Annotated in this window: 22 protein-coding genes and 1 tRNA gene; 5 read left to right on the forward strand and 18 right to left on the reverse strand. The window is 69.1% G+C overall.

What is annotated here, in order from left to right; genetic code table 11:
* Positions 1-55 precede the first annotated feature (55 nt).
* Positions 56-646, forward strand: a complete 591-nt coding sequence (locus tag ACH413_RS39695; RefSeq protein WP_360046959.1) for a hypothetical protein — start codon at positions 56-58, stop codon at positions 644-646.
* A 141-nt stretch (positions 647-787) separates the two neighbouring features.
* On the opposite strand, the gene ACH413_RS39700 is transcribed toward ACH413_RS39695, so the two are convergent.
* The 11 genes from ACH413_RS39700 to ACH413_RS39750 all read right to left on the reverse strand — a co-directional run bounded on the left by ACH413_RS39700 (position 788) and on the right by ACH413_RS39750 (position 11,328).
* Positions 788-2,770 (reverse strand): protein kinase, encoded by a 1,983-nt coding sequence (locus tag ACH413_RS39700; protein ID WP_360046958.1) that lies wholly within the window; start codon positions 2,768-2,770, stop codon positions 788-790.
* Between the two features lie 256 nt (positions 2,771-3,026).
* Positions 3,027-3,581 carry a hypothetical protein gene (locus tag ACH413_RS39705; protein ID WP_360046957.1) on the reverse strand — a complete coding sequence of 185 codons (555 nt, stop codon included), beginning with the start codon at positions 3,579-3,581 and terminating at the stop codon, positions 3,027-3,029.
* Positions 3,582-3,622: 41 nt separating this feature from the next.
* Complete coding sequence (locus ACH413_RS39710; protein ID WP_360046956.1) at positions 3,623-5,404, reverse strand: peroxidase family protein; 1,782 nt, start codon at positions 5,402-5,404, stop codon at positions 3,623-3,625.
* Between the two features lie 144 nt (positions 5,405-5,548).
* Positions 5,549-5,923 (reverse strand): cupin domain-containing protein, encoded by a 375-nt coding sequence (locus ACH413_RS39715; protein ID WP_360046955.1) that lies wholly within the window; start codon positions 5,921-5,923, stop codon positions 5,549-5,551.
* 93 nt (positions 5,924-6,016) lie between these two features.
* On the reverse strand, positions 6,017-6,772 hold the full coding sequence (locus ACH413_RS39720) for a hypothetical protein (RefSeq protein WP_360046954.1): 756 nt from the start codon (positions 6,770-6,772) through the stop codon (positions 6,017-6,019).
* Between the two features lie 43 nt (positions 6,773-6,815).
* The gene (locus tag ACH413_RS39725; protein ID WP_360046953.1) at positions 6,816-7,427 is read right to left on the reverse strand and encodes an SMI1/KNR4 family protein; all 612 of its coding nucleotides are present in this window, start codon (positions 7,425-7,427) and stop codon (positions 6,816-6,818) included.
* Between the two features lie 122 nt (positions 7,428-7,549).
* Positions 7,550-7,622 (reverse strand) — tRNA-Ala (locus tag ACH413_RS39730).
* 57 nt (positions 7,623-7,679) lie between these two features.
* Complete coding sequence (gene glpR, locus ACH413_RS39735; protein WP_360046952.1) at positions 7,680-8,396, reverse strand: gephyrin-like molybdotransferase receptor GlpR; 717 nt, start codon at positions 8,394-8,396, stop codon at positions 7,680-7,682.
* 156 nt (positions 8,397-8,552) lie between these two features.
* A complete protein-coding gene (locus ACH413_RS39740; protein WP_360046951.1) occupies positions 8,553-9,206 on the reverse strand; it encodes a GNAT family protein in 654 nt (217 codons plus the stop codon).
* Positions 9,203-10,426: a gephyrin-like molybdotransferase Glp gene (gene glp, locus ACH413_RS39745; RefSeq protein WP_093606472.1), complete on the reverse strand. Its 1,224-nt coding sequence runs from the start codon at positions 10,424-10,426 to the stop codon at positions 9,203-9,205. The genes ACH413_RS39740 and glp overlap by 4 nt, the downstream gene beginning before the upstream one ends.
* A gap of 17 nt (positions 10,427-10,443) precedes the next feature.
* Positions 10,444-11,328, reverse strand: coding sequence for a UTP--glucose-1-phosphate uridylyltransferase (locus tag ACH413_RS39750; RefSeq protein WP_360046950.1), 885 nt, complete (start codon positions 11,326-11,328; stop codon positions 10,444-10,446).
* A 38-nt stretch (positions 11,329-11,366) separates the two neighbouring features.
* On the opposite strand from ACH413_RS39750, the gene ACH413_RS39755 reads away from it, so the two are divergent.
* The 4 genes from ACH413_RS39755 (at position 11,367) to mscL (ending at position 13,396) form a co-directional block, all read left to right on the forward strand.
* The gene (locus ACH413_RS39755; protein ID WP_360046949.1) at positions 11,367-11,933 is read left to right on the forward strand and encodes a 5-formyltetrahydrofolate cyclo-ligase; all 567 of its coding nucleotides are present in this window, start codon (positions 11,367-11,369) and stop codon (positions 11,931-11,933) included.
* A 94-nt stretch (positions 11,934-12,027) separates the two neighbouring features.
* Complete coding sequence (locus ACH413_RS39760; protein WP_360046948.1) at positions 12,028-12,333, forward strand: FmdB family zinc ribbon protein; 306 nt, start codon at positions 12,028-12,030, stop codon at positions 12,331-12,333.
* Positions 12,334-12,404: 71 nt separating this feature from the next.
* Positions 12,405-12,959 carry an SAF domain-containing protein gene (locus ACH413_RS39765; RefSeq protein ID WP_360046947.1) on the forward strand — a complete coding sequence of 185 codons (555 nt, stop codon included), beginning with the start codon at positions 12,405-12,407 and terminating at the stop codon, positions 12,957-12,959.
* The gene (mscL, locus tag ACH413_RS39770; RefSeq protein WP_360046946.1) at positions 12,959-13,396 is read left to right on the forward strand and encodes a large-conductance mechanosensitive channel protein MscL; all 438 of its coding nucleotides are present in this window, start codon (positions 12,959-12,961) and stop codon (positions 13,394-13,396) included. Before ACH413_RS39765 ends, mscL begins: the two co-directional genes overlap by 1 nt.
* A 272-nt stretch (positions 13,397-13,668) precedes the next feature.
* Here the strand turns inward: mscL and ACH413_RS39775 are convergent, their stop codons facing one another.
* From ACH413_RS39775 to ACH413_RS39805, 7 genes are all read right to left on the reverse strand, one after another.
* Positions 13,669-13,851 carry a hypothetical protein gene (locus tag ACH413_RS39775; RefSeq protein ID WP_360046945.1) on the reverse strand — a complete coding sequence of 61 codons (183 nt, stop codon included), beginning with the start codon at positions 13,849-13,851 and terminating at the stop codon, positions 13,669-13,671.
* Complete coding sequence (locus ACH413_RS39780) at positions 13,838-14,338, reverse strand: molybdenum cofactor biosynthesis protein B (RefSeq protein WP_045311897.1); 501 nt, start codon at positions 14,336-14,338, stop codon at positions 13,838-13,840. The genes ACH413_RS39775 and ACH413_RS39780 overlap by 14 nt, the downstream gene beginning before the upstream one ends.
* Before the next feature lie 5 nt (positions 14,339-14,343).
* Positions 14,344-15,204, reverse strand: a complete 861-nt coding sequence (locus tag ACH413_RS39785; protein ID WP_360046984.1) for a HAMP domain-containing sensor histidine kinase — start codon at positions 15,202-15,204, stop codon at positions 14,344-14,346.
* 23 nt (positions 15,205-15,227) lie between these two features.
* Positions 15,228-15,914, reverse strand: a complete 687-nt coding sequence (locus tag ACH413_RS39790; protein ID WP_360046944.1) for a response regulator transcription factor — start codon at positions 15,912-15,914, stop codon at positions 15,228-15,230.
* Between the two features lie 178 nt (positions 15,915-16,092).
* Positions 16,093-17,613: a trypsin-like peptidase domain-containing protein gene (locus tag ACH413_RS39795; protein WP_396425650.1), complete on the reverse strand. Its 1,521-nt coding sequence runs from the start codon at positions 17,611-17,613 to the stop codon at positions 16,093-16,095.
* Positions 17,614-17,664: 51 nt separating this feature from the next.
* On the reverse strand, positions 17,665-18,753 hold the full coding sequence (gene galT / locus ACH413_RS39800; protein ID WP_360046942.1) for a galactose-1-phosphate uridylyltransferase: 1,089 nt from the start codon (positions 18,751-18,753) through the stop codon (positions 17,665-17,667).
* A complete protein-coding gene (locus ACH413_RS39805) occupies positions 18,750-19,547 on the reverse strand; it encodes a DeoR/GlpR family DNA-binding transcription regulator (RefSeq protein WP_093605353.1) in 798 nt (265 codons plus the stop codon). The genes galT and ACH413_RS39805 overlap by 4 nt, the downstream gene beginning before the upstream one ends.

Consider the following 19,547-nt stretch of genomic DNA (forward strand, 5'->3'; position numbering starts at 1 on the left):
CGTGATGCCCTTCCTACACCGGGAACCTCACTTCGGTTCCCGGTGTAGTCGCGTCATGAGAATTCTCGCCTTGATATGCGCTTTTCTGCTGATCAGCGCACCCAGCGCACTCGCGGGCGGCTGGGCGGTCACGTACGTCGACCCGGTGCCGTCGATCCAGGCCTCGACCACCCACACCGTCGGCTACTGGGTGCTGCAACACGGCACGCACCCGTTCTCCGGCGACCTCGGCAAGACCGGCCTGCGGTTCCAGTCCGGGGCGGACTCGCGGCAGTTCGTCGGCGTGCCGCTGGGCGAACCCGCGCACTACGCCGTGACGTTCTCCTTGCCCAACGGCACCTACGAGGTGTTCGGCGTGCAGGGGATGTTCCAGGACCACCCGCTGGGCACGTTGACGGTGCCGGGCACGTTGCTGGTGAAACCGGTCGACCCGCAGATGGTCCAGGGAACGGCGGAAGGCGCGTCGCCGTGGCAGGAGATCGCGCCGCCGCTGAAGAAGGCCTCGCCCACTCCGGCCGCCGTGACGGTGCCGGACGAGGCGCCGGGAAAGCCCTTGCCCGTGTGGATCATCGGCGCGGTGGTGTTCGGCGCGGCCGGGCTGTTCTTGCTGCTGCGCAAGCGGTTGCGGCCATTTGCCCGAAGGTGAGTGGTGAGGCGATCGGCGGAAACCGCCTCACCACCCTCAGAAGGGCATCCCGTGAGATGCCGAGGCTTTCGGGTGAACCACGGCTTAGGTCGGTGAACGGTGAACCACCGTTACGGCCCAACCACACGTTCACCCGGATGCCTACATCGGCATGTGCCTCGTGGGCGGCGGGGTCGGCTTGCTGATCATCTTGGTGACCGGGCCTTCCTTGCTCATGCCCTGCTGGTCGAGGAACTGCGAGAGCTGCCCCCGCACCTGGGCCAGCGACGGACGGCGGCCCGGCTCGGGGTCCATCGCCGCGAGCAGCAGACGGGCGTGCGCGCTCTTCTGCGGCAGCTTGGTGATCGGTTCGCCCTGGGCGGCGGCCATCAGCGAGGAGATCGGGTTCTCGCGGGAGCCGCGCGGCGGGTGACCGGTCAGGGCGTAGGAGACTGTGGCCGCGAGCTGCCAGGAGTCGGACGCCGGCGAGGCCGTCTCGCCGCGGGCCGTCTCCGGGGCGAGGAAGTCCGGGGTGCCGACCATCATTCCGGTGGCGGTCAGCGTGCTGTCGCCCTTGGAGCGGGCGATGCCGAAGTCGATCAGGTGCGCGGTGCCCTGGTTGTCCACGATCACGTTGGACGGCTTCACGTCGCGGTGTAAAACGCCGCGGTCGTGGGCCGCTGCCAGCGCGTCGGCCATGTTCAGCCAGAGGCGGGCGGCGAGCTTGTCGTCGATCAGGCCGTTCTTCAGCACCGTCTCGGACAGCGAGGCGCCCTCGATGTACTCCATCACCAGGGCCAGGCCGTCCGGGTCCTGCACGATGTCGAACACCCGCACGCAGTTCGGGTGCCGGACCGCGGCGAGCGCACGGGCCTCGCGGAGCATGCGGGCCTCGGTCTCGTTGTCCGGGGCGTGCGCGAGCTTCACCGCGACCGTGCGGTCGAGCTGTTCGTCGACGGCCAGCCAGACCGTGCCGAAACCGCCGGAACCGAGCTGGCGGACGCGGCGGAACCGGCCGTTGCCGGGATTCCAGACCTTGCCCGACTTCTGCACGGGGGCGGGCGACTCGGCGTTGGCCGCGCCCGGACCGAACGGCAGCGGGCCTGGCGTGTCCGCGAGCACGGCCGGGGTGGACGGCTGCGGCGGCTTGGGCTGGGGCAACACCTCGGCGACGCGGGTCGGCGGGTACTGGCGCGGCGGCTGGTTCTGGGGCGGCTGCTGCGGCTGCGTGACCGGGCGCATCGGCCGGTTCATCGGGGCCGGCTGGTACTTCGGCACCTGCGCCGGCTGGTACGGCGGCGGGTTCTGGTTCGGGTTCTGCGGCGGCGGCCGGTGCGCCGAGGCGTCCATCGGCTTGGTCGGCGCCTTCTTCTGAACGGGCTGACCAGCCGGAAGCTGGTTGTTCTGGGGCTGCGGCGTGCGCGCCACCGGCTGCGGTGGCGGCGAGTTCTGCGAGTTCCGGTCAGCGGACCGGTCGCGGCCGGGGCGGTTCAGCATGGCGGTAGTCAACCCGAAAATCCGCACGACGATTGAGCCGATTACCGCAATTGGCAGAAACCCGAGGAGCACATGGCCCACAAGTGTCACGGGGAATGCCGACGTCGTCACCAGCAGTACCAGGAACATGGGCCAGAACACCCGGCGCGGCCAGTTCGGCCCGAGCCGGAACGCCGACCCCGACTGCAGCATGACGAACAGCAGGCACAGCAGCGCGAGCACTACGGTGATGACGGCGGCGACCAGGAACACGGGTTCCGCCATCGGCCGCTGGGCCACGCCGACGATCGACGGCGCCCCGTCGACCAGGTAGCTGCCCTGCGAGAACGTGCCGAAGCAGGTGTTCTCGTCGAGCGACGCGGACCCGTCGATGGAACGCTTGGCCAGCCCCTGCACGGTCCCGCGCATGATGAGCCACGGCAGCACCAGACAGCTGGCGACGCCGAGCACGGTGAAGATGGCACCGGTCACGGGGCCGTAGGAGTTGCCCACGACCCGGCGCACGGCGATGGACAGCAGCGCACCGACAGTCGGGAACAACCCGAGCACCGCACCGAGCGCCGTGGTGGTCCACACCCAGTCACCGGGGCAGACACTCGCACCCACGAAGCCGTGCAGCCACGTGAGCAAGGACTCAGCGAGCCCCACGACTCACACCACCCCTTCCGAGATCACCCCCAGCCTAGGCGACCTGTCAGCGTACGGTGCGTGATTGGTCTGCGGTTGATGCCACAGCAACCCTTTCCTTGATCACCGCGTTGTACCTCCGCCCAGCACGCGTTGGGCCTCTTGGCTCTTACACGTTGCGATGGACGGCTCCGTTGACCGATGTCGCTCTAAGTGCACGATTCGTTATCGAACGCAGCACTGATGGACACCTGGCAAACGGGTGGAAGAAACGGCATCAGCCGTTGTGAACCCGGTGATCGGAGTGGGTGCGGGAACTGCCCTTGCCCGCTGAAGCGCTGGAATTCCGCGCGGCAGGATTGGGCGGCACCGGCAGGTCACCGAGGCCCGCGACGAACTCGACGGTCCACCGGTGCCGCGCGGCCGGATCGCGCTCCGTGAAGGAGTCACCGAAGCCGTAGGTGGCGACGCGGGTGTTCTGCTGGTCGTACATCTCGGCGGTGATCTGCGAGCCGACCTGGCCCTTCTCGCCGGGTGCGCACTCCAGTTCCAGACGGGTGCGGATCCACTGCGGCTCGGTGGCCGGGTCCGCTTCGAGCTCCTCGGAGATCGCGGTGCAGGACGTGCCGTGGGCACGGACGATCAGGGCGGCCCGGAAGACGACGAGCTCACCGGCCGTGCAGCCGGTGAGAACGCGCGCTTCTACAGCTGTCTCCGTGCTGGAGACGACAGGTCGGGCGGCCGTACACCTGGCGGCAGGGGCTTCGGTCGACGCCGCTGCACCACTGGAGGTGCCGGCCACGAGTAATAACGCGGCGACCACAGATCTCATGAGAGAAAACTATTTGTGGACGCCGCGTTCTTCACCGAACTTCACCCCATAGATGGGTGAGTGCGAAACACGTTGTACGCCAGGCCGTCGCGGCGGATGTCGGTGTTGGCGGAGATCAGATCACCGAGCGTGCGGCGGTAGTCGATGCCGTACCGCGCTTTGATCGCGCGCAGGGCCGGATCGTTGGCGTGGAAGAAGCGGTCGCCGTCGCGCAGCGCCTCGAACTGCTTCTTCCAGATGGCCTGCTGGAGCTCGCCGAACTCGCTGCCGGGCAGCCTCGGCTCGGCCATCATGCCGACGATCGCGTCCAGGCCGTTCAGGTCTCCGTAGATGGCCTTCATCCGCGCGGCGACCGTCGTGCGGCGCTGACCTGGGGCGATCCAGTCGAGGCTGTCCGGGTCGTCGATCTCGGCGCCGGGCGTGAGCTCGGGGTCGGCGGGGAACGACTCGGTGGCCTCGCCGGAGATCGCCTCGAACGACGGCTTGGGCGCCAGTCCGTACGCGCGGCGCACGTCGTTGTACGAGGCGATGCCGTGGTCGCGGCCGCGTTGCACGTCCAGCGCGGCGACGTCGATCACCGCGGTGAGGCAGCGCGGCTGGCAGCCGGGGATGACGAAGATGATGCTGCGTAACGTGTTCTCGTCGATCAGCTCGTCGTTGAGGCCCTCGTACTGCCGGCCGAAGCTCTGCAGCAACGGGCCGAGCTGCACGTCGTCGACGAGGTCGGGGTTGAACGGCAGCAGCTGCGGCGGGACCGCGATCTCGGCCTTGGGCCCGGTGATCGTCACGCCGAAGCCCTTGTCGCGCAACGTCTTCAGCTGCGCCTCCGAGTAGCGGCTCGCCTCGGTGACGACCGAGAGGTCGCCGCGCACCATGCTGTGCGAGCGGTAGCCGACGGTCGCGAACTCGTTCGCCAGACTCGTTCGCACGGCCGGGTTGTAGCCGCGGTAGGGAGTGAGTCGCACGCCCATCGCCGGCAGGAACTCCTGGTAGGTGATCCACTGCTGTTCGGCGCTCACGACCTTGCGCGCGATCTGGAACTTCTCCTCGTCGGAGAGGTGCGCGGGAAGCCTGTCCACGATCCTGTTGTGCTCACGGGCGAACAGCGTCTGCACGGCGGTGATGGTGCCGTTCTCCATGCCGCGCATGTCGCCGGTGACCACGCCGGGGCCGCTGGTGATCGCACCGAACGGGCCGGTCATCGGCGGTGCGGTCTCGGCGTTGCCGCGTGCGTCCCGGCGCGGCAGGAGGTTGTTGGGCAGCAGCAGCTTCGCGCCGTCGCGCAGCCAGTCGAGCCGCTCCTGGCTGCCGCCGTAGACCGCCCAGCCGTCGAGGTAGGAGCTGACGATGTTCTTCTGCTCGCGCGGGCTCGAGCCCGGCACCTCGCCGCTGCGCCGCATGGGCGTGGACAGCAGGTCGTTGCGCACGGTCTCCAGCGGCGCCTCGTTGTCCCACGGGATCGAGGCGTCGACGGCCGTGTCCTCGCGCAGCCCGAAGGTGTGGTCGACGAACTGGGCCCACACCTGCGCCCACTGGCTGACGTGCCGCTCGGTGAGGTACCGCTGCCCGCCCTCGGCGAAGATCCGGTTGCTGACGTACCGCGCGTTCGGCCCGTCCGCCGGCTGCCCGGTGCCGTCCGCGTACCTGGTGGGAGCGAGCCGGGTGTACCCCTCGCCGACGGTCCCCCACTCGGGATGGGCGCGGTTGTTGCCGCGCCCGTCGAGACTCTGCACCTCGAAGAACGGGGACTCCGCGTGCGCGATGCCGCCCCCGAGGAACGCCCCGATCGCCACCAACGCCGCTGCCTTGCGCAAGACCTGCATGGGCTGATGATGGCGACGGGCGCCGTGACCGAGCGTGTCCAGTTCTTCACCGCGTGACAGATCCAGGCCACGCAACTGGGAATTCCCCTGGACTTGCCGCCTTTGCCTGCCTCCAGGTCCCGTCCGGTTCCTGGCAGGGACCTGTCAGTGGTCGTGGTGGTCGTGCTCGGGAGCGAACGGCTGGTAGAGGTAGAACATCGTCACCGGCTCGTCGCCCGCGATGGTCTCGTGGTCGACGCCCGGCGGCACGAACGCGTACGAACCCGCCGTCGCCTCCACGCCACCGATGCTCACCGTGCCGTCGATGACCCACGTGTGCTGCGTCGCCGACGGGTGGTTGTGGCCGACGTCGCGCGCGCCGGGTGCCATCTGGATCAGACCGACGATCGTGTCGCCGTTGGGCGACTTCCACAGCAGCTTGTTCTGCAACCGTTCGTCGCCGTGCAGCGGGAACGACTTCAACTGGGCAAGGGCCTCAGCGGACAGGACCGTCACTTTGTCCTGCGGCGCGTCGCTCATGGGGAACAGCCTTTCGGGAGCCGAACGAGCTTACGGCCCTTATATAGACGAAAGGACCGCCCACATTACGGTGAACGGCCCTTTCCGCTCAGCTCAGCTGCACTTCGCCGCACCGTTGAAGAGCAGGAACGTCTCCAGCTTCCCGTCGGTGAAGTAGAAGTTCAGCGCGACGCCCTGCTGATCGGGCACCGGCACCTCGAAGGTCTTGCCGGCTTCCTTGTCCACCGCGTTCGGGTACGCGGCCTTGAACTGCTCGACCGTGGCACCCTTGCCGATCTTCTTGGCCGTCGTGGCGCCCGGCGGCGGCACGATCATCCGGATCTTGTCGCCGGCGAACATGACGCCACCGTTGGCCTCACGCGCCTCGGCCCGTTCGGCGATGCGCTTGGTGGACTCCGCGATGAGCTCGGTCGCCTTGGCCGAGGCCTCCGCCGACGCCGCGAGCTTCTCCGCGTGGGCGGCGTAGTCCGCGGCACCCGCGTTCGCTCCCGGCGCGGGTCCGACCGCGGCCTCCGCGGCGTCCGCAGCCTTCTGCGCGGCCTCGTACTTCAGCTCGAACTCCGCGTCGTCCGCGAGCTTCTTCGCGTCCGGAGCAGGCCCGTTCTGGTACCGGTAGTCCTCGCAGGTGCCGGTCTTGCCCGCGCCGGTGGCGGCGAGCTCACCGGTGGCGAGTGCGTCCTTTTTGGACATCTCGGGCTTCAGCTTGCCGAAGCCCGTGACGTCGAAGTGCTTCTCCTGCGACGCCGGCTGCTGGTCCCCCGACCCCGAGCCCGGCTCCGGCGTGCAACTGACAGCGGTGAGTGCCAGTGCCGCGACGAACACGGCCTTCAATCCCCCATGGATGTTCACGCGGCACAAGATATCGGGCGTCGCGGCATTGACCGAACGCGTTTCAGGACGGCTCCGGCACCTGCCATCCACCGAACTCGTTGGAGGAATGGACGATCGGAACACAGGGACGAAGCCCTCCGCCGCGCGCCGCATGCCACGTCAGCGCCGGCCCTCCCGTTTCCAGAGCATCCGCGACGTCGGCGAGCATCGCGGCCACACTCGGCCACAACGGCTCTTCCAGCCCCCACACCTCGTGATCCCAGAAGAAGACCGCGCCGTGGTGCTCACCCGGCCGGAGGTCGACCACGAGGCTGTCCCCACCACCGTCCATCGCGATCGGCAGCAGCGCCGGCGTGAACCGGTCGGGCCACATCGGATCGCCGGGATCCTGATCGGCGACCGCCAGCATGATCGTCCTGGTGTCGATCGCCTCGTCCGGTTCCTGCAGCGCGGAGCCGTACTCGGGCGGTAACCAGTAGTCCACCGGCATTCCCTCGTGCCGCCACAACGCGACGAGGTCCGCCGGGAGGGCCGCGCCCATCTCCCGTTCGACCGCGTCGACGGACACCTCGGTGGCCGCGGATCTGACCGGGCGCTCCCCTTCGGCATGCGCCCGCAGCCACGCGCCGATCCGGTCGCACGACTCCTGGACTTCCTGCTCCACCACGCTCATGAAGCCAGTGTGGCAAGGACCACCGACAAGATCGTCTTCCTCGACGACGCCGAACAACGCAGTAGGCCGGAGTCCCGTTATCGGACTCCGGCCTACTGCGTGTTCAAGCATTTACTTATTTGTGGAGCTGAGGGGAATCGAACCCCTGACCTTCTCGATGCGAACGAGACGCGCTACCAACTGTGCTACAGCCCCTTGCGGTGTTACGAGAGAACTATAGCAGTCCTAGAAGGGGTGTTTCACCACCCCCTCCTATGCCCCGACCGCACCTCGGTACCGCAGCGACTCCAGTCCCTCTAACTCGACGAAGACCGGGTCCTCGTCGTCGGAGTCGACCGGGATGGTGCCCGGACGCACGTGGTGTTCGAAGCGCGGCAACGGTGGCAGCGCCGGCCTGTCGTCGACGACCTCGACCTTGGTGGTCTCGGATTCGTCGGCGGCGGCCTGCTGCGGGATCTCGGCGACGGCAGGGGTCTCCTGCTGCTGCGGACCAGTCGCACGGCGGCGACGCACCTGCTGCAGGCGGGCGAGACGGCGTGCGCGGATCTCCTCTTCGATCCGCACCTGCCGGCGCAAGTAGGTCAGGTAGCCCACGATCACCAGGTCGAGCGCGGCGTGGCCGTACCAGAGCTTCGCGTAGAACACTCCGGCGACGATTCCCGTCGCCACGGCGGCGATCAGCAGGAACGCGATCACTCTGCGGCGGAACGCGTACTTGGCCTGCGCCACCAGGACGGCGGCTTCCGGGTCGTAGCCACCACGGCCGCGCCGGAAGGGGCGTTCGACGTACTCCTCCTCGTCGAAGTAGTCGTCGTCGATGTCGTGGATGTCGTCGTACTCGGCGTCTGGCATGGCGTCGTACTCCTCCCCCACGCTGCGCGCACTCTCCTGGCGCTTGCGGGCCATCATGGGGACGAGGACCACGAGCCAGGCGACGACCAGCGCAATGATGATCAGCGAACTCGGCATTCCCCGTTCACCTCCCCCGGCCCACGCGTGGTGCTGCCAACCACGTTAGTCACAACAGTCACACCTGTGTCGGAGGCACGCCGACCTCGGTGCGTACCAAAGTGTGGTGTATCACCCACTTTTGGGTGAAGTGATTAGGGCAAACGGAAGCAAACGTCAGGGAAGACGGGCCTCTCCGCGTGCGACCAAACGGCGCACTAGGCCATCAGAGACCTCTTCGGACGTGAGGGCGAAGCAGAGGTGGTCGCGCCACTGTCCGGCAACATCCAGATAACGCTTGAAGAGGCCTTCCTCGCGATATCCGGACTTCGTGAGCACGCGGATCGAGGCGCCGTTCTCGGGACGGACGGTGGCTTCGAGCCGGTGCAGACCAGCGTCGCGGAAAGCGTGGTCCGTGAGCAACGCCACCGCCGCCGTTGCGACGCCGCCGCCCGCCCGATCAGCGGCTACCCAATAGCCGATCCATGCCGACAGCAACGAGCCGCGCACGATGTTGCCGATGGTGATCTGACCGGCGACCTCGCCGTCCACGAGGATCATGAACGGCAGCGTGGAGCCGCGCCGGGCCATGCCTCGCAACGACGACCACTGCGCCGGCCAGGACAGCGTCGCGTTGCGCTCGTCCCAGCCCTCCTGCGCCGTGGGTTCCCACTGCTCGAGGTAGGCGCGGTCGCGGATGCGCAGCTTCGACCACGTGCTGCCGTCGAAGAGCCGGGGCCCGCGCAGCTCAACGGTTCCGGCGCGCACCTGGAGAGGCCCCAGCCGGACGGGCCAGCCGGGGTGTCTGCCCAGATCGGCGAAAACGCTCATCCACGCTGCGCAAGGAAGCTGACCAGCACCTCTTCACCGACGGAGACCTCGGTGACGTCCTCGTCGACCATGATCAGGCAGTTGGCCTCCGCCAGTGACGCGAGCAGGTGCGAGCCGGACGTGCCGAGCGGCTGCACCAGGTACTCGCCGTTGTCCGCGTCGCGAAGCAACTGGCCGCGCAGGAAGCCCCGGCGGCCCTTCGTCGACTGCAGCGGCGACAGCAGGCGCGCGCTGACGGCGCGGCGGTACGGGTTCTTCTTGCCCAATGCGGCCCTGATCAGGGGCCTGACCAGCACCTCGAACACCACGAGCGCGCTCATCGGGTTCGCGGGCAGCAGGAACGTCGGCACGGCGTCCGGGCCGAGCCGGCCGAAGCCCTGCGCGGAACCGGGGTGCATGCCGACGCGGGTCACGTCCATGTCGCCGAGGTCGGTGATCGCGGCCCTGACCTCGTCGCCGATCGTGCCGCCCACGCCACCGGCGATGACGACGATCTCGGAGAGCAGCAGCCGGCCCTCGATCACCTCGCGCAGCCGGCGCGGGTCGGCCGACATGATGCCGACCCGGCTGACCTCGGCGCCCGCGTCGCGTGCGGCGGCGGCCAGCGCGTACGAGTTCACGTCGTAGACCTGGCCCTGACCGGGCGTGCGGTCGACGTCGACGAGCTCCTCGCCGAGCGAGATGACGGACACGCGCGGACGGGGGTGCACGAGCACCTTGTTGCGTCCGACAGCGGCCAGAAGACCCACCTGAGCAGCTCCGATGGACGCGCCGCGGCGCACGGCGACGTCACCGGTCTGCACGTCCTCGCCGGTGCGGCGGACGAACCCGGCGGACGGCACGCTGCGGTTGACCGTCACCTTGGCCTGGTGGCCGTCGGTGTAGCCGAGCGGCACGACCGCGTCGGCCAGCGTCGGCAGCGGCGCGCCCGTCGCGATCCGCACCGCCTGCCCGGGCTGCAGCCGCCGCGGCTGCCGGGAGCCGGCCGGGATCTCGCCCACGACCGGCAGCTGCACCGGGCTCGCGTTCGCACCGGACACGTCGACGCTGCGCACCGCGTAGCCGTCCACGGCGGCCTGGTCGAAGCCGGGCAACGCGCGCTCCGCGATGACCTCCTCGGCGCAGAGCAGGCCCTGCGACTCGGAGATCGCCACGCGCACGGGTGCGGGCCGCACCGCGGCCGCGATCACCCGAGCGAGCTGCTCGTCAACTGACCTCATGTGATTGGTCCTCGCGCTCAGGAGTTGTCGAGGCGTTCCCGCAACCACTCACGCAGATCGGGTCCGTACTCAGGGGTCTTGAGTGCGAAGTCAACCGCAGCCCGCAGGAATCCGGCGGGATTGCCGAGATCGTGTCGCCCGCCGCGGTGGACCACGACGTGCACCGGGTGACCCTCGTTGATCAGCAGCGCGATGGCATCCGTGAGCTGCAGCTCGCCGCCCGCGCCGGGCGTGATGCGCTTGAGCGCGTCGAAGATCGCCCGGTCGAGGAGGTACCGGCCGGCCGCGGCGAACGTCGACGGCGCGTCCTCCGGCTTCGGCTTCTCGACCATGCCGACGACCTGCTTGACGTCGTCGTCACCGGTGTCGCGGACGTCGAACACGCCGTACGCGGAGATCTGCTCGCGCGGGATGTCGAACGCCAGCAGGACGCTGCCGCCCTTCTCCTCGCGGACCTTCGCCATCCGCTTGAGGGCGTCGGTGGGCAGGATGATGTCGTCGGGCAGCAGCACCGCGACGGCCTCGTCCTCGCCGGTCAGGTTGCCCTCGGCGCAGCCGACGGCGTGGCCCAGCCCGAGGGCCTGCTCCTGGATCGCCGTCTCGGCCTTGATCAGCTTCGGGGCGCGCTGGATCTTCTCGACGAGGTCGGTCTTGCCCTTGTCGGTGAGCGACTGCTCGAGTTCGGGGTTCGCGTCGAAGTAGTTCGCGACCGACGCCTTGGTCGGCGACGTCACGATGACCAGCTTCGTCGCGCCGGCCTCCGCCGCCTCGCGCGCCACGTACTCGATGGCGGGGGTGTCGACCAGGGGCAGCAGTTCCTTCGGCACGGCTTTGGTCGTGGGGAGGAAACGGGTGCCCAGACCGGCCGCGGGCACGATAGCGGTGTGGAAGGCGCTGCTCATGGGCAGCGATGCTAACGACATACCGGGGGATACCCACCATGACGTCCGATCTTCGTGACCGGAAGGCCACTCTGCGTTCACGGTTGCTGGCCGCACGGCGTTCGCTGTCCGCTGAAGTTCGCACTCTTGAAGCTGCCGCGTTGGCCGCACACGTCGCCGCGTTGGACGTTGCGCCTGATCAGACGGTGTGCGCTTTTCTGCCCGTCGGATCAGAGCCCGGTGACGCCTCGTGGCTGGACGGGCTGCGCTGCCGAGTGCTGCTACCGATCGTGACGGGCGACTCGCCGCTCGACTGGGCCGTGCACACCGGGCCGTCCGGACTCGCCCCCGCCGGGTTCAAGCTGCTCGAGCCCACCGGTCCCCGGCTCGGCGCCTCGGCGATCGCTGGAGCCTCGCTGGTGCTCGTGCCCGCCCTCGCCGTGTCGGTGGACGGGGTGCGGATCGGGAAGGGGCAGGGGCACTACGATCGCTCGTTGCCGCTGGTCAAGGCCCCGCTGATCGGCGTCGTGCGCGACTCGGAGGTGCTTTCCGACGTGCCTGGAGAGCCTCACGACGTGCGGATGAACGGCGTGTTGACCCCCTCGGTGGGTCTGCGATGGCTGTGACTTTGACCTGGGGTGTTTGCGCTCCGGGAAGGTCCTGAGCGAAAATCGTGTTGGCACTCACAAAGGTCGAGTGCCAGAGCTAGGAGCAGACCCAGTGCCTACGTACCAGTACGCCTGCACCGCGTGTGAGCACCGGTTCGAGGCTGTGCAGTCGTTCAGCGACTCCTCCCTCACCGAGTGCCCCGAGTGCTCGGGCAAGCTGCGCAAGCTCTTCGGCGCCGTCGGCGTCGTCTTCAAGGGCAGCGGTTTCTATCGCACGGACAGCCGTTCGGGCTCGTCGAAGAGCACGTCGTCGACGTCCTCCTCCTCGACGGAGACGAAGTCCTCGAAGCCCGCGGAGACGAAGTCCTCTTCGGACTCGAAGTCCTCGACGAGCGCTCCGGCGGCCGCCGCGTCCTGAAGATCGCGAGTTGTCCACAACTTGCGACCGACCCCACTTCGACTGCCTCCGACCGTCCTACGGTCGGAGGCATGACCCTTTCCACGACCGTTTCGGACCGGCTCCGCTCGCTGGCGCGCCGCCGCCCGTCCCCCGCGTGGCGCCGCTTCCTGGCCCTCGGGCTGGCGCTGCTGGCCCTGATGACGTTCTTCTGGCCGGACGTGGGCCATCCCGCCGTGGTCGCCTCCCGCGATCTACCGGCGGGAGAGCCGCTCACCGCCGCCGACGTCCGGGTCATGTCCCTCGCCACGCCGCTGCCGGGCTCGTTCCCGGCTTCCGATGCCGTGGTGGGCCGCGCGTTGTCGTCACCGGCGCGGGCAGGCGTCCCGCTGACCGACTTCGATCTCGCCGACGCCGCCGATGATCAGGCCTCGGTGGCCGTCCGGGTGGCTGACCAGGGCCTCGCCGCCGTGGTGCGGCCGGGCGGCCGGGTCGACGTGGTGTCGGCGTCGGGCGAGGTGCTCGCGGAGAACGCGGCGGTGCGGGAGACGCGCGGCGAAGTCGTCGTCCTGACGTTGCCGAGACTTAATGCAACTCGTGTGGCCGCGATGTCACTGGATCATGCATTAGCCGTTACTCTCCGCTGATGCTGAAGGGTTTCAAAGACTTTTTGATGCGCGGAAACGTCGTCGACCTGGCTGTGGCCGTGGTCATCGGAACGGCGTTCACCGCGATCGTCACCGCGTTCACCACGAGCCTCATCAAGCCGCTCATCGCCTCGCTCGGCAGTGCCGAGACCGCAGGCCTCGGCATCCAACTCCGCGACGGCAAGCCGGACACCTACGTCGACTTCAGCACCGTCATCAACGCCGCGATCAACTTCGTGATCGTGGCCGCTGTCGTCTACTTCGTCCTGGTGCTGCCGATCCAGAAGATCCAGGAGCGCCGCAAGAGGGGCGAGGAGGCCGGCCCGTCCGAGCCGACGAACGTCGAGCTTCTCATCGAGATCCGCGACCTGCTCGCGGCCCAGCAGAACACCCAGCCCCAGACCTCGGCACCCGAGCGCCGCGGTCCCGCGATCTGATCTCCCACCCGTCCCCCCGCCGAGACGAAGCGCGCACCGCTACCCCGCGGCCCGCGCTTTGTCCTGGCCGTTCGGCCGCGCTCGGCTTGGCACTCGCCACCTGAGGTGACGGATCTGCCCGCATCTCTTCGGCGGCAGCCACCACGTTCATCGGCGTCGGCCCGCCACACACCCGCTCAAGAACGCGGAACTGCGCCGTCGCGGTCGGCCGCCTGAGCCGCGCGCTGTCCGGCCCCGCCAGGTCATCCGCCGAGCCGTTCGCGGCCCAGGCGTCAGCCGCCGTGGTGCGGCGGCCTGTTCTCGCGGTACCAGGACTCGCGGTCATCCCCGGAGGTCCCGCCACCGCGCTCGTCCGACGTCGTCTCCGGGAGCACGTCGCCGAACACCTCGGCCAACCGACGACGGCGCGCTACGGCGTCGTCGTCGGCCGGCGTCGGCTTCTCACTCTTCGTCAAGACCGCTCAGCTGCTCGATCACGTAGGGCACCAGTGCCGACAGCGTCGCCATGCCGTCGCGGACCGCGGAGCGCGAGCCCGCGAGGTTCACGACGAGCGTGCTGCCGGAGACGCCGACGAGGCCGCGCGAGATGCCCGCGTCGACCGCGCCCGCGGCGAGGCCGGAGGCGCGGAGTGCCTCGGCGATGCCGTGGATCGGGCGGTCGAGCACGCCCTGCGTGGCGTCGGGGGTGACGTCGCGCGGGGACACGCCTGTGCCGCCCACGGTGACCACGAGGTCGACGCCACCGATGACGGCCGTGTTGAGCGCGGCCCGGATGTCGACCACCTCACCCTCGACCGCGACGGTGCCGTCGACGATGAAGCCCGCTTCTTCGAGCAGTTCGGTGACAAGAGGTCCGGAGTTGTCGTCCTGCTCACCGTGCGCCACCCGGTCGTCCACGATCACGACCAAAGCGCGGCCAAGGCGCTGCGCGCTGCGTTCCATACCGATCACCGTAGCGGGAGTCGGACTTCGAAGCGGCAGCCAGGACCGTGGTTCTGGGCGCCAATTCTCCCGTGGTGCGCATCGACGAGCCCACGCGCGATGGAAAGCCCCAGTCCGGCGCCGGTCGGGTTGCGCGCGGCGCTTCCCCGGAATCCCACGTCGAACACCTGTGGCAGCACGTCATCGGGTATGCCGCCGCACGCGTCGTCCACCCGCACCACGGCTTCGGGTCCGTCCACATCGACCTGAACGGACACCACGCCACCTTCCGGCGTGTGCCGAATGGCGTTGGACACAAGGTTGCGCACGACACGCATCAGTTCCGGATCTGAGCCCCGCACGACCGGCCACTCGCGAGCGTCCGCGCGCAACTCCACGCCCTTGCGCGCCGCCACGGGCCGGGACGCGGCCACCACGTCGCTGACCACATCGGCCAGCCGGACGTCGTGCATCGTCAGGTTCAACGCGCCTGCGGTGATCCGCGAGAGCTGGAACAGGTCGTCCACCAGCTTCGTCAGGTGGTCGGCCTCCAGCGCGATCTGCTTGGCGTAGACGGCGACCTCACCCGGCTCGGAGACGACGCCGTCCTCCAGCGCCTCCGTCATCGCCCGGATCCCGGCCAACGGCGTCCGCAGGTCGTGACTGATCCACGCCACCAACTGCCGCCGCGCCGCCTCCGCCTCGCGCTCCCACATGGTCCGGCGCGCGATCGCCCGGCCCAGCATGATCGAGAACGGCACGGTCACCACGGCGACCACCGCACACGCCATGAGAGCGGCGCTGAGCATCGGCGTGAACATGAACCCGCTGACCACGAGCACGCCGGCGATGGTCGCCACCACCGGCACGATGACCATGACGGTCATCGCGGTGGTCAGCGACACGCGGCTCAGTCGGTCGAACACGGGTCATACCTGTAGCCGACGCCCCACACGGTGCTCAGCCGCTTCGGCTTCGCGGGGTCCTCCTCGATCTTCTCCCGCAACCGTCGCACGTGGACGGTCACGGTCGACTGGTCGCCGAACTGCCAGCCCCACACCCGCTCCAGCAACTCGGCCCGCCCGAACGCCTTGCCCGCGTTGCCGATGAAGAACGCCAGCAGGTCGAACTCGCGGGTCGTCAGCTGCAACGGCCGCCCGTCCACCGTCGCGGTGTGCGCGGCCACGTCCAGCACGAGGTTCCCGTCCCGCACCACCCGCGGCTCGTAGGCTTTGCCTGCCCGCCGCAACACCGACGAGACGCGCAACGCCAGCTCACGAGGGCTGAAGGGCTTCGTGACGTAGTCGTCCGCGCCGATCTGCAGCCCGGCGATGCGATCTTCTTCCTCGCCCAGCGCCGTCAGCATGACCACCGGCGTGCTGCCGCGATCCCGGATCCGCCGGCACACCTCGAGCCCGTCGATGCCGGGCAACATCAGGTCCAGGACCACGATGTCCGGCTCGTGCGTGGCCATCAGCCGCAGCGCCTGCTCACCATCACCGGCTAGTTCGACCTCGTACCCGGCGTGTTCGAGGTAGCGGCGCACGACATCGCGCACCGTCGTGTCGTCGTCGACAACCAGCACCCGTTCCACCACGTCACCACGCTAAGCCACGAAAGCCCGGCAGGCCCGCAAGCGTCACAAGGCCGTAAGAAGACGAAACAAAGAGGCCGCAGCCGCGCACGGGGCAGGTGCGCACGGCTACGGCCTCTCCGGGGTCGTCACGTCCGGCTTCTGGCGGGCGGCGGATGCCAGAAGCCGGACGTCCCCCGACCTATCCCACCTCGACACCGTCGAGGGTGGCTTCCACCGTCCTGTTGTCGGACAGCGTGATCGTGACCTTGTCGCCGGGAGCCTTGGACCGCACGGCGGCGACCAGCGTGTCCGACTCGTCGATGCGGCGGTCACCGAACTTGGTGATCACGTCACCGGCCTTGAGCCCGGCCTTCTCGGCCGCGCCGCCGCCGGTGATCTCGGAGATCTTGGCGCCCTGCTCGGTCGACTCGACCTTCACGCCGAGCACGGTCTGCTTGGGCTTGCCGCTCTTCACGATCTCGTCGATCGTGCGGCGCGCCTGGTCCATCGGGATCGCGAAGCCGATGCCCACGGAACCGGCCTGGCCCTGCCCCTGGCTGGGGCTGTAGATCGCGGAGTTGATGCCGACGACCTGGCCCTGCATGTTGACCAGCGGGCCGCCGGAGTTGCCGGGGTTGATCGCGGCGTCGGTCTGGATGGCGTTGAGGACGGTCGCCTGCGAGTTGCGGTCGCCGCCGGCCGAGACCGGGCGGTTCACCGAGCTGACGATGCCGGAGGTGACGGTGCCGGACAGTTCGAACGGCGAGCCGATCGCGACGACGGCCTGGCCGGTCTTCATGTCGCCGGAGTTGCCGAGCTGCACGACCGGGAGGTTCGAGACGCCGTCCGCCTGGATGACGGCGATGTCGGAGCTCGGGTCGCGGCCGAGGATCTTGGCGGTGGCGGTCTTGCCGTCGTGGAAGACGACCTTGATGTCGCCGCCGGCGGCAGCGCCCTCGATGACGTGGTTGTTCGTCACGATCTGGCCGTTGCCGGAGATGATGAAGCCCGAGCCCTCGCCGGCGCCGGAGCGCGTCGTCACCTGGATCTGCACGACGGACGGCAGCAGCTTATTCGCGACGTCCTCGACCGAGCCCGCGGGGGCGTTCGATGCCTGCGAGGCCGGGCGGGGTGAGTCGAGGGAGCTCACGGACGTCGAGTCGTTCGCGAAGGTGTAGCCCAGGTAGCCGCCGAGACCGCCGGAGAGGCCGCCGACGATCAGCACGAGGGCGGCGACACCGGCCACGACCTTTCCGCGGCCCTTGGGGCGCGGTGCGGCGGGCGGTGGCGGGAAGCCGGGCGGGAGGTAGTACTGACCCGTCGGCGGTCCCTGCGGCCCTGCGAAGGGGCCGGAGGGCGGTCCTGCGGGCTGTTCCGCGCCGAACTGCGCGGTCGTGGCGCCGAGGCCGAGCGGGTGAGGTTGGCCGGACCCTGATGGAGGAAGCTGCTGGCCGGGTCCGGGCCCGCCGAGCTGCGTCTGACCCGCGTCAGGTGAGGACACCTGCGGCTGGGCCGAAGAGAATGAGGCGGGCACATCGCCCAAACCGGCAGGAACGTGAGTGGCCCCAGCCTGGCCGGATCCCCCCTGCAAAGGATCCGGCTGGCCGGGTTCCGGCAGCGACGGGCCCTGCACCCGCGCGCCGGAGTCTGTCTGACCGGCGCTCGGCGGCACGGAGGTGGGCTCTTCCGGCTTCGGCGCTGGCTGGTTGCTCTCGGTCATGGGCATAGTCTCTCGGCTCGTCCTGAGAGAACCCTTAGACCAGCCTGGGAGCTAGTTGTGTGTTCCCCGGAGGCGTTCCGCGATCTGTTCCGGGGTCACGTCGTTGATCCACACGGCCTCACCGGACTCCGAGCCGGCGAGGTACTTGAGCTTGTCCTTCGTCCTGAGCACCGAGAAGACCTGCAGGTGCAGCCACATCTCGTCGCGACCGACGTTGACCGGTGCCTGGTGCCAGGCCGCGATGTAGGGCAGCGGGCGGTCGTACAGCGCGTCCAGGCGGTGCAGCACCTTCAGGTAGAGCGACGCGAAGTCGTCACGCTCCACTGAGGACAGTGCGGCGATGTCGGGCACCTGACGGCGTGGTGCCAGCACGACCTCGACGGGCCAGCGGGCGGCGGCGGGCACGAAGGCCACCCAGTGCGCGGACTCTTCGATCACGCGCGCGCCCGCGCGAAGCTCGGCTTCCAGCACGTCGCCGAACAGCGGACGTCCGTGCGCCGCGTAGTACTCCAGCGCCGCCTCAAGCATCCGTTCGGTGCGAGGCGTGATGAACGGATACGCGTAGATCTGGCCGTGCGGATGGGAAAGCGTCACGCCGATCTCTTCGCCGCGGTTCTCGAACGGGAAGACCTGTTCGACCCCTGGCAACGTTGACAAGAAGGCGACGCGGTCCGCCCAGGCGTCCACGACGGTGCGCACGCGCGACTCGGAGAGCTCGCCGAACGACTTGCTGTGGTCCGAGGTGAAGCACACGACCTCACACCGACCACGCCCCGGCGCGCGCACGAACAGCGCTTCACCATCCACAGTGGATGGCACGTCCGGCACGTTCTGCGCCAGCGAGGGAAACCTGTTCTCGAACACCACGACGTCGTAGTCGGCCTCGGGGATCTCCGTGGGCCTGCCCGGCGTCGACGGGCACAACGGACAGAGGTCCGCCGGCGGCTTGTAGGTACGTGTCTGGCGGTGTGCCGCCATCGCGACCCACTCGCGGGTCAACGGGTCCAGCCGGACTTCGGACATCGGCTGGGTCTCCGGAAGATCCCGGGTGTCCACCGCGACCCGCGGTGGTGCCTCAGCGCTGTCGTCGAAGTAGATGATCTCCCGGCCGTCCGCCAGTTTGCCCGCGGTACGCCTCACGCCAACTCCTCGCCACTTCCCGGTACATGAGCCAACACCAACTCGCCGACCTGCTCGGAGAGGATCGCCCGTGCGTCGTCCGGCAAACCCTCGTCCGTCACCAGGACGTGCGCCTCGTCGAGGTCGGCGATCGTGGAAATCCCGACGGTGCCCCACTTCGTGTGGTCCGCGACCACGACGACGCGGCCGGCGGCGTCGACGAGCGCGCGGTCCGTCTCGCTCTCGTTGAGGTTCGGGGTCGTGAATCCGGAGCGCTCGGCCATGCCGTGCACGCCCAGGAAGACCACGTCCAGATGCAGCGATCGCAACGCCTGCACGGCCACCGGGCCCACCAGCGCGTCGGACGGCGTGCGCACGCCACCGGTCAGCACGACCGTGCGGTCGGTGCGCCCGCTCTGCTGCAACACGTCCGCGACGCGGATGGAGTTCGTGACGACGGTGAGGTCGGGGATGTCGTCGAGGAAACGAGCTAACGTCCACGTCGTCGTGCCCGCGGACAGGCCGATGGCCGTGCCGGGACGCACGAGGCCCGCGGCCAGCGCCGCGATCGCCTCCTTCTCGGGCAGCTGCCGCACCGACTTGGCCTCGAAACCGGGCTCGTCGGTCGAGCGCCCGACGACGGACGTGGCGCCGCCGTAGACCTTCTCCACCAGTCCGCGTGCGGCGAGCACGTCGAGATCGCGGCGCACGGTCATGTCCGAGACGCCGAGCCGGACGACGAGGTCGCTGACGCGCACCGCTCCCGTACGACGGACCTCTTCGATGATTACCGCTTGCCGCTGACGTGCCAGCAC

It is taken from the genome of Lentzea sp. NPDC020367, assembly GCF_044387305.1.
In the GTDB taxonomy this organism is placed as follows: domain Bacteria; phylum Actinomycetota; class Actinomycetes; order Mycobacteriales; family Pseudonocardiaceae; genus Lentzea.

What these genes read in the sequence shown, in the direction of transcription:
- ACH413_RS39695 (WP_360046959.1), top strand. Translation starts at nt 56, where the DNA reads ATGAGAATTCTCGCCTTGATATGCGCTTTTCTGCTGATCAGCGCACCC.
- ACH413_RS39705 (WP_360046957.1), bottom strand. Translation starts at nt 3,581, where the DNA reads ATGAGATCTGTGGTCGCCGCGTTATTACTCGTGGCCGGCACCTCCAGT.
- ACH413_RS39710 (WP_360046956.1), bottom strand. Translation starts at nt 5,404, where the DNA reads ATGCAGGTCTTGCGCAAGGCAGCGGCGTTGGTGGCGATCGGGGCGTTC.
- ACH413_RS39715 (WP_360046955.1), bottom strand. Translation starts at nt 5,923, where the DNA reads ATGAGCGACGCGCCGCAGGACAAAGTGACGGTCCTGTCCGCTGAGGCC.
- ACH413_RS39725 (WP_360046953.1), bottom strand. Translation starts at nt 7,427, where the DNA reads ATGAGCGTGGTGGAGCAGGAAGTCCAGGAGTCGTGCGACCGGATCGGC.
- glpR (WP_360046952.1), bottom strand. Translation starts at nt 8,396, where the DNA reads ATGCCGAGTTCGCTGATCATCATTGCGCTGGTCGTCGCCTGGCTCGTG.
- ACH413_RS39740 (WP_360046951.1), bottom strand. Translation starts at nt 9,206, where the DNA reads ATGAGCGTTTTCGCCGATCTGGGCAGACACCCCGGCTGGCCCGTCCGG.
- glp (WP_093606472.1), bottom strand. Translation starts at nt 10,426, where the DNA reads ATGAGGTCAGTTGACGAGCAGCTCGCTCGGGTGATCGCGGCCGCGGTG.
- ACH413_RS39750 (WP_360046950.1), bottom strand. Translation starts at nt 11,328, where the DNA reads ATGAGCAGCGCCTTCCACACCGCTATCGTGCCCGCGGCCGGTCTGGGC.
- ACH413_RS39755 (WP_360046949.1), top strand. Translation starts at nt 11,367, where the DNA reads ATGACGTCCGATCTTCGTGACCGGAAGGCCACTCTGCGTTCACGGTTG.
- ACH413_RS39765 (WP_360046947.1), top strand. Translation starts at nt 12,405, where the DNA reads ATGACCCTTTCCACGACCGTTTCGGACCGGCTCCGCTCGCTGGCGCGC.
- mscL (WP_360046946.1), top strand. Translation starts at nt 12,959, where the DNA reads ATGCTGAAGGGTTTCAAAGACTTTTTGATGCGCGGAAACGTCGTCGAC.
- ACH413_RS39780 (WP_045311897.1), bottom strand. Translation starts at nt 14,338, where the DNA reads ATGGAACGCAGCGCGCAGCGCCTTGGCCGCGCTTTGGTCGTGATCGTG.
- ACH413_RS39785 (WP_360046984.1), bottom strand. Translation starts at nt 15,204, where the DNA reads ATGACCGTCATGGTCATCGTGCCGGTGGTGGCGACCATCGCCGGCGTG.
- ACH413_RS39795 (WP_396425650.1), bottom strand. Translation starts at nt 17,613, where the DNA reads ATGACCGAGAGCAACCAGCCAGCGCCGAAGCCGGAAGAGCCCACCTCC.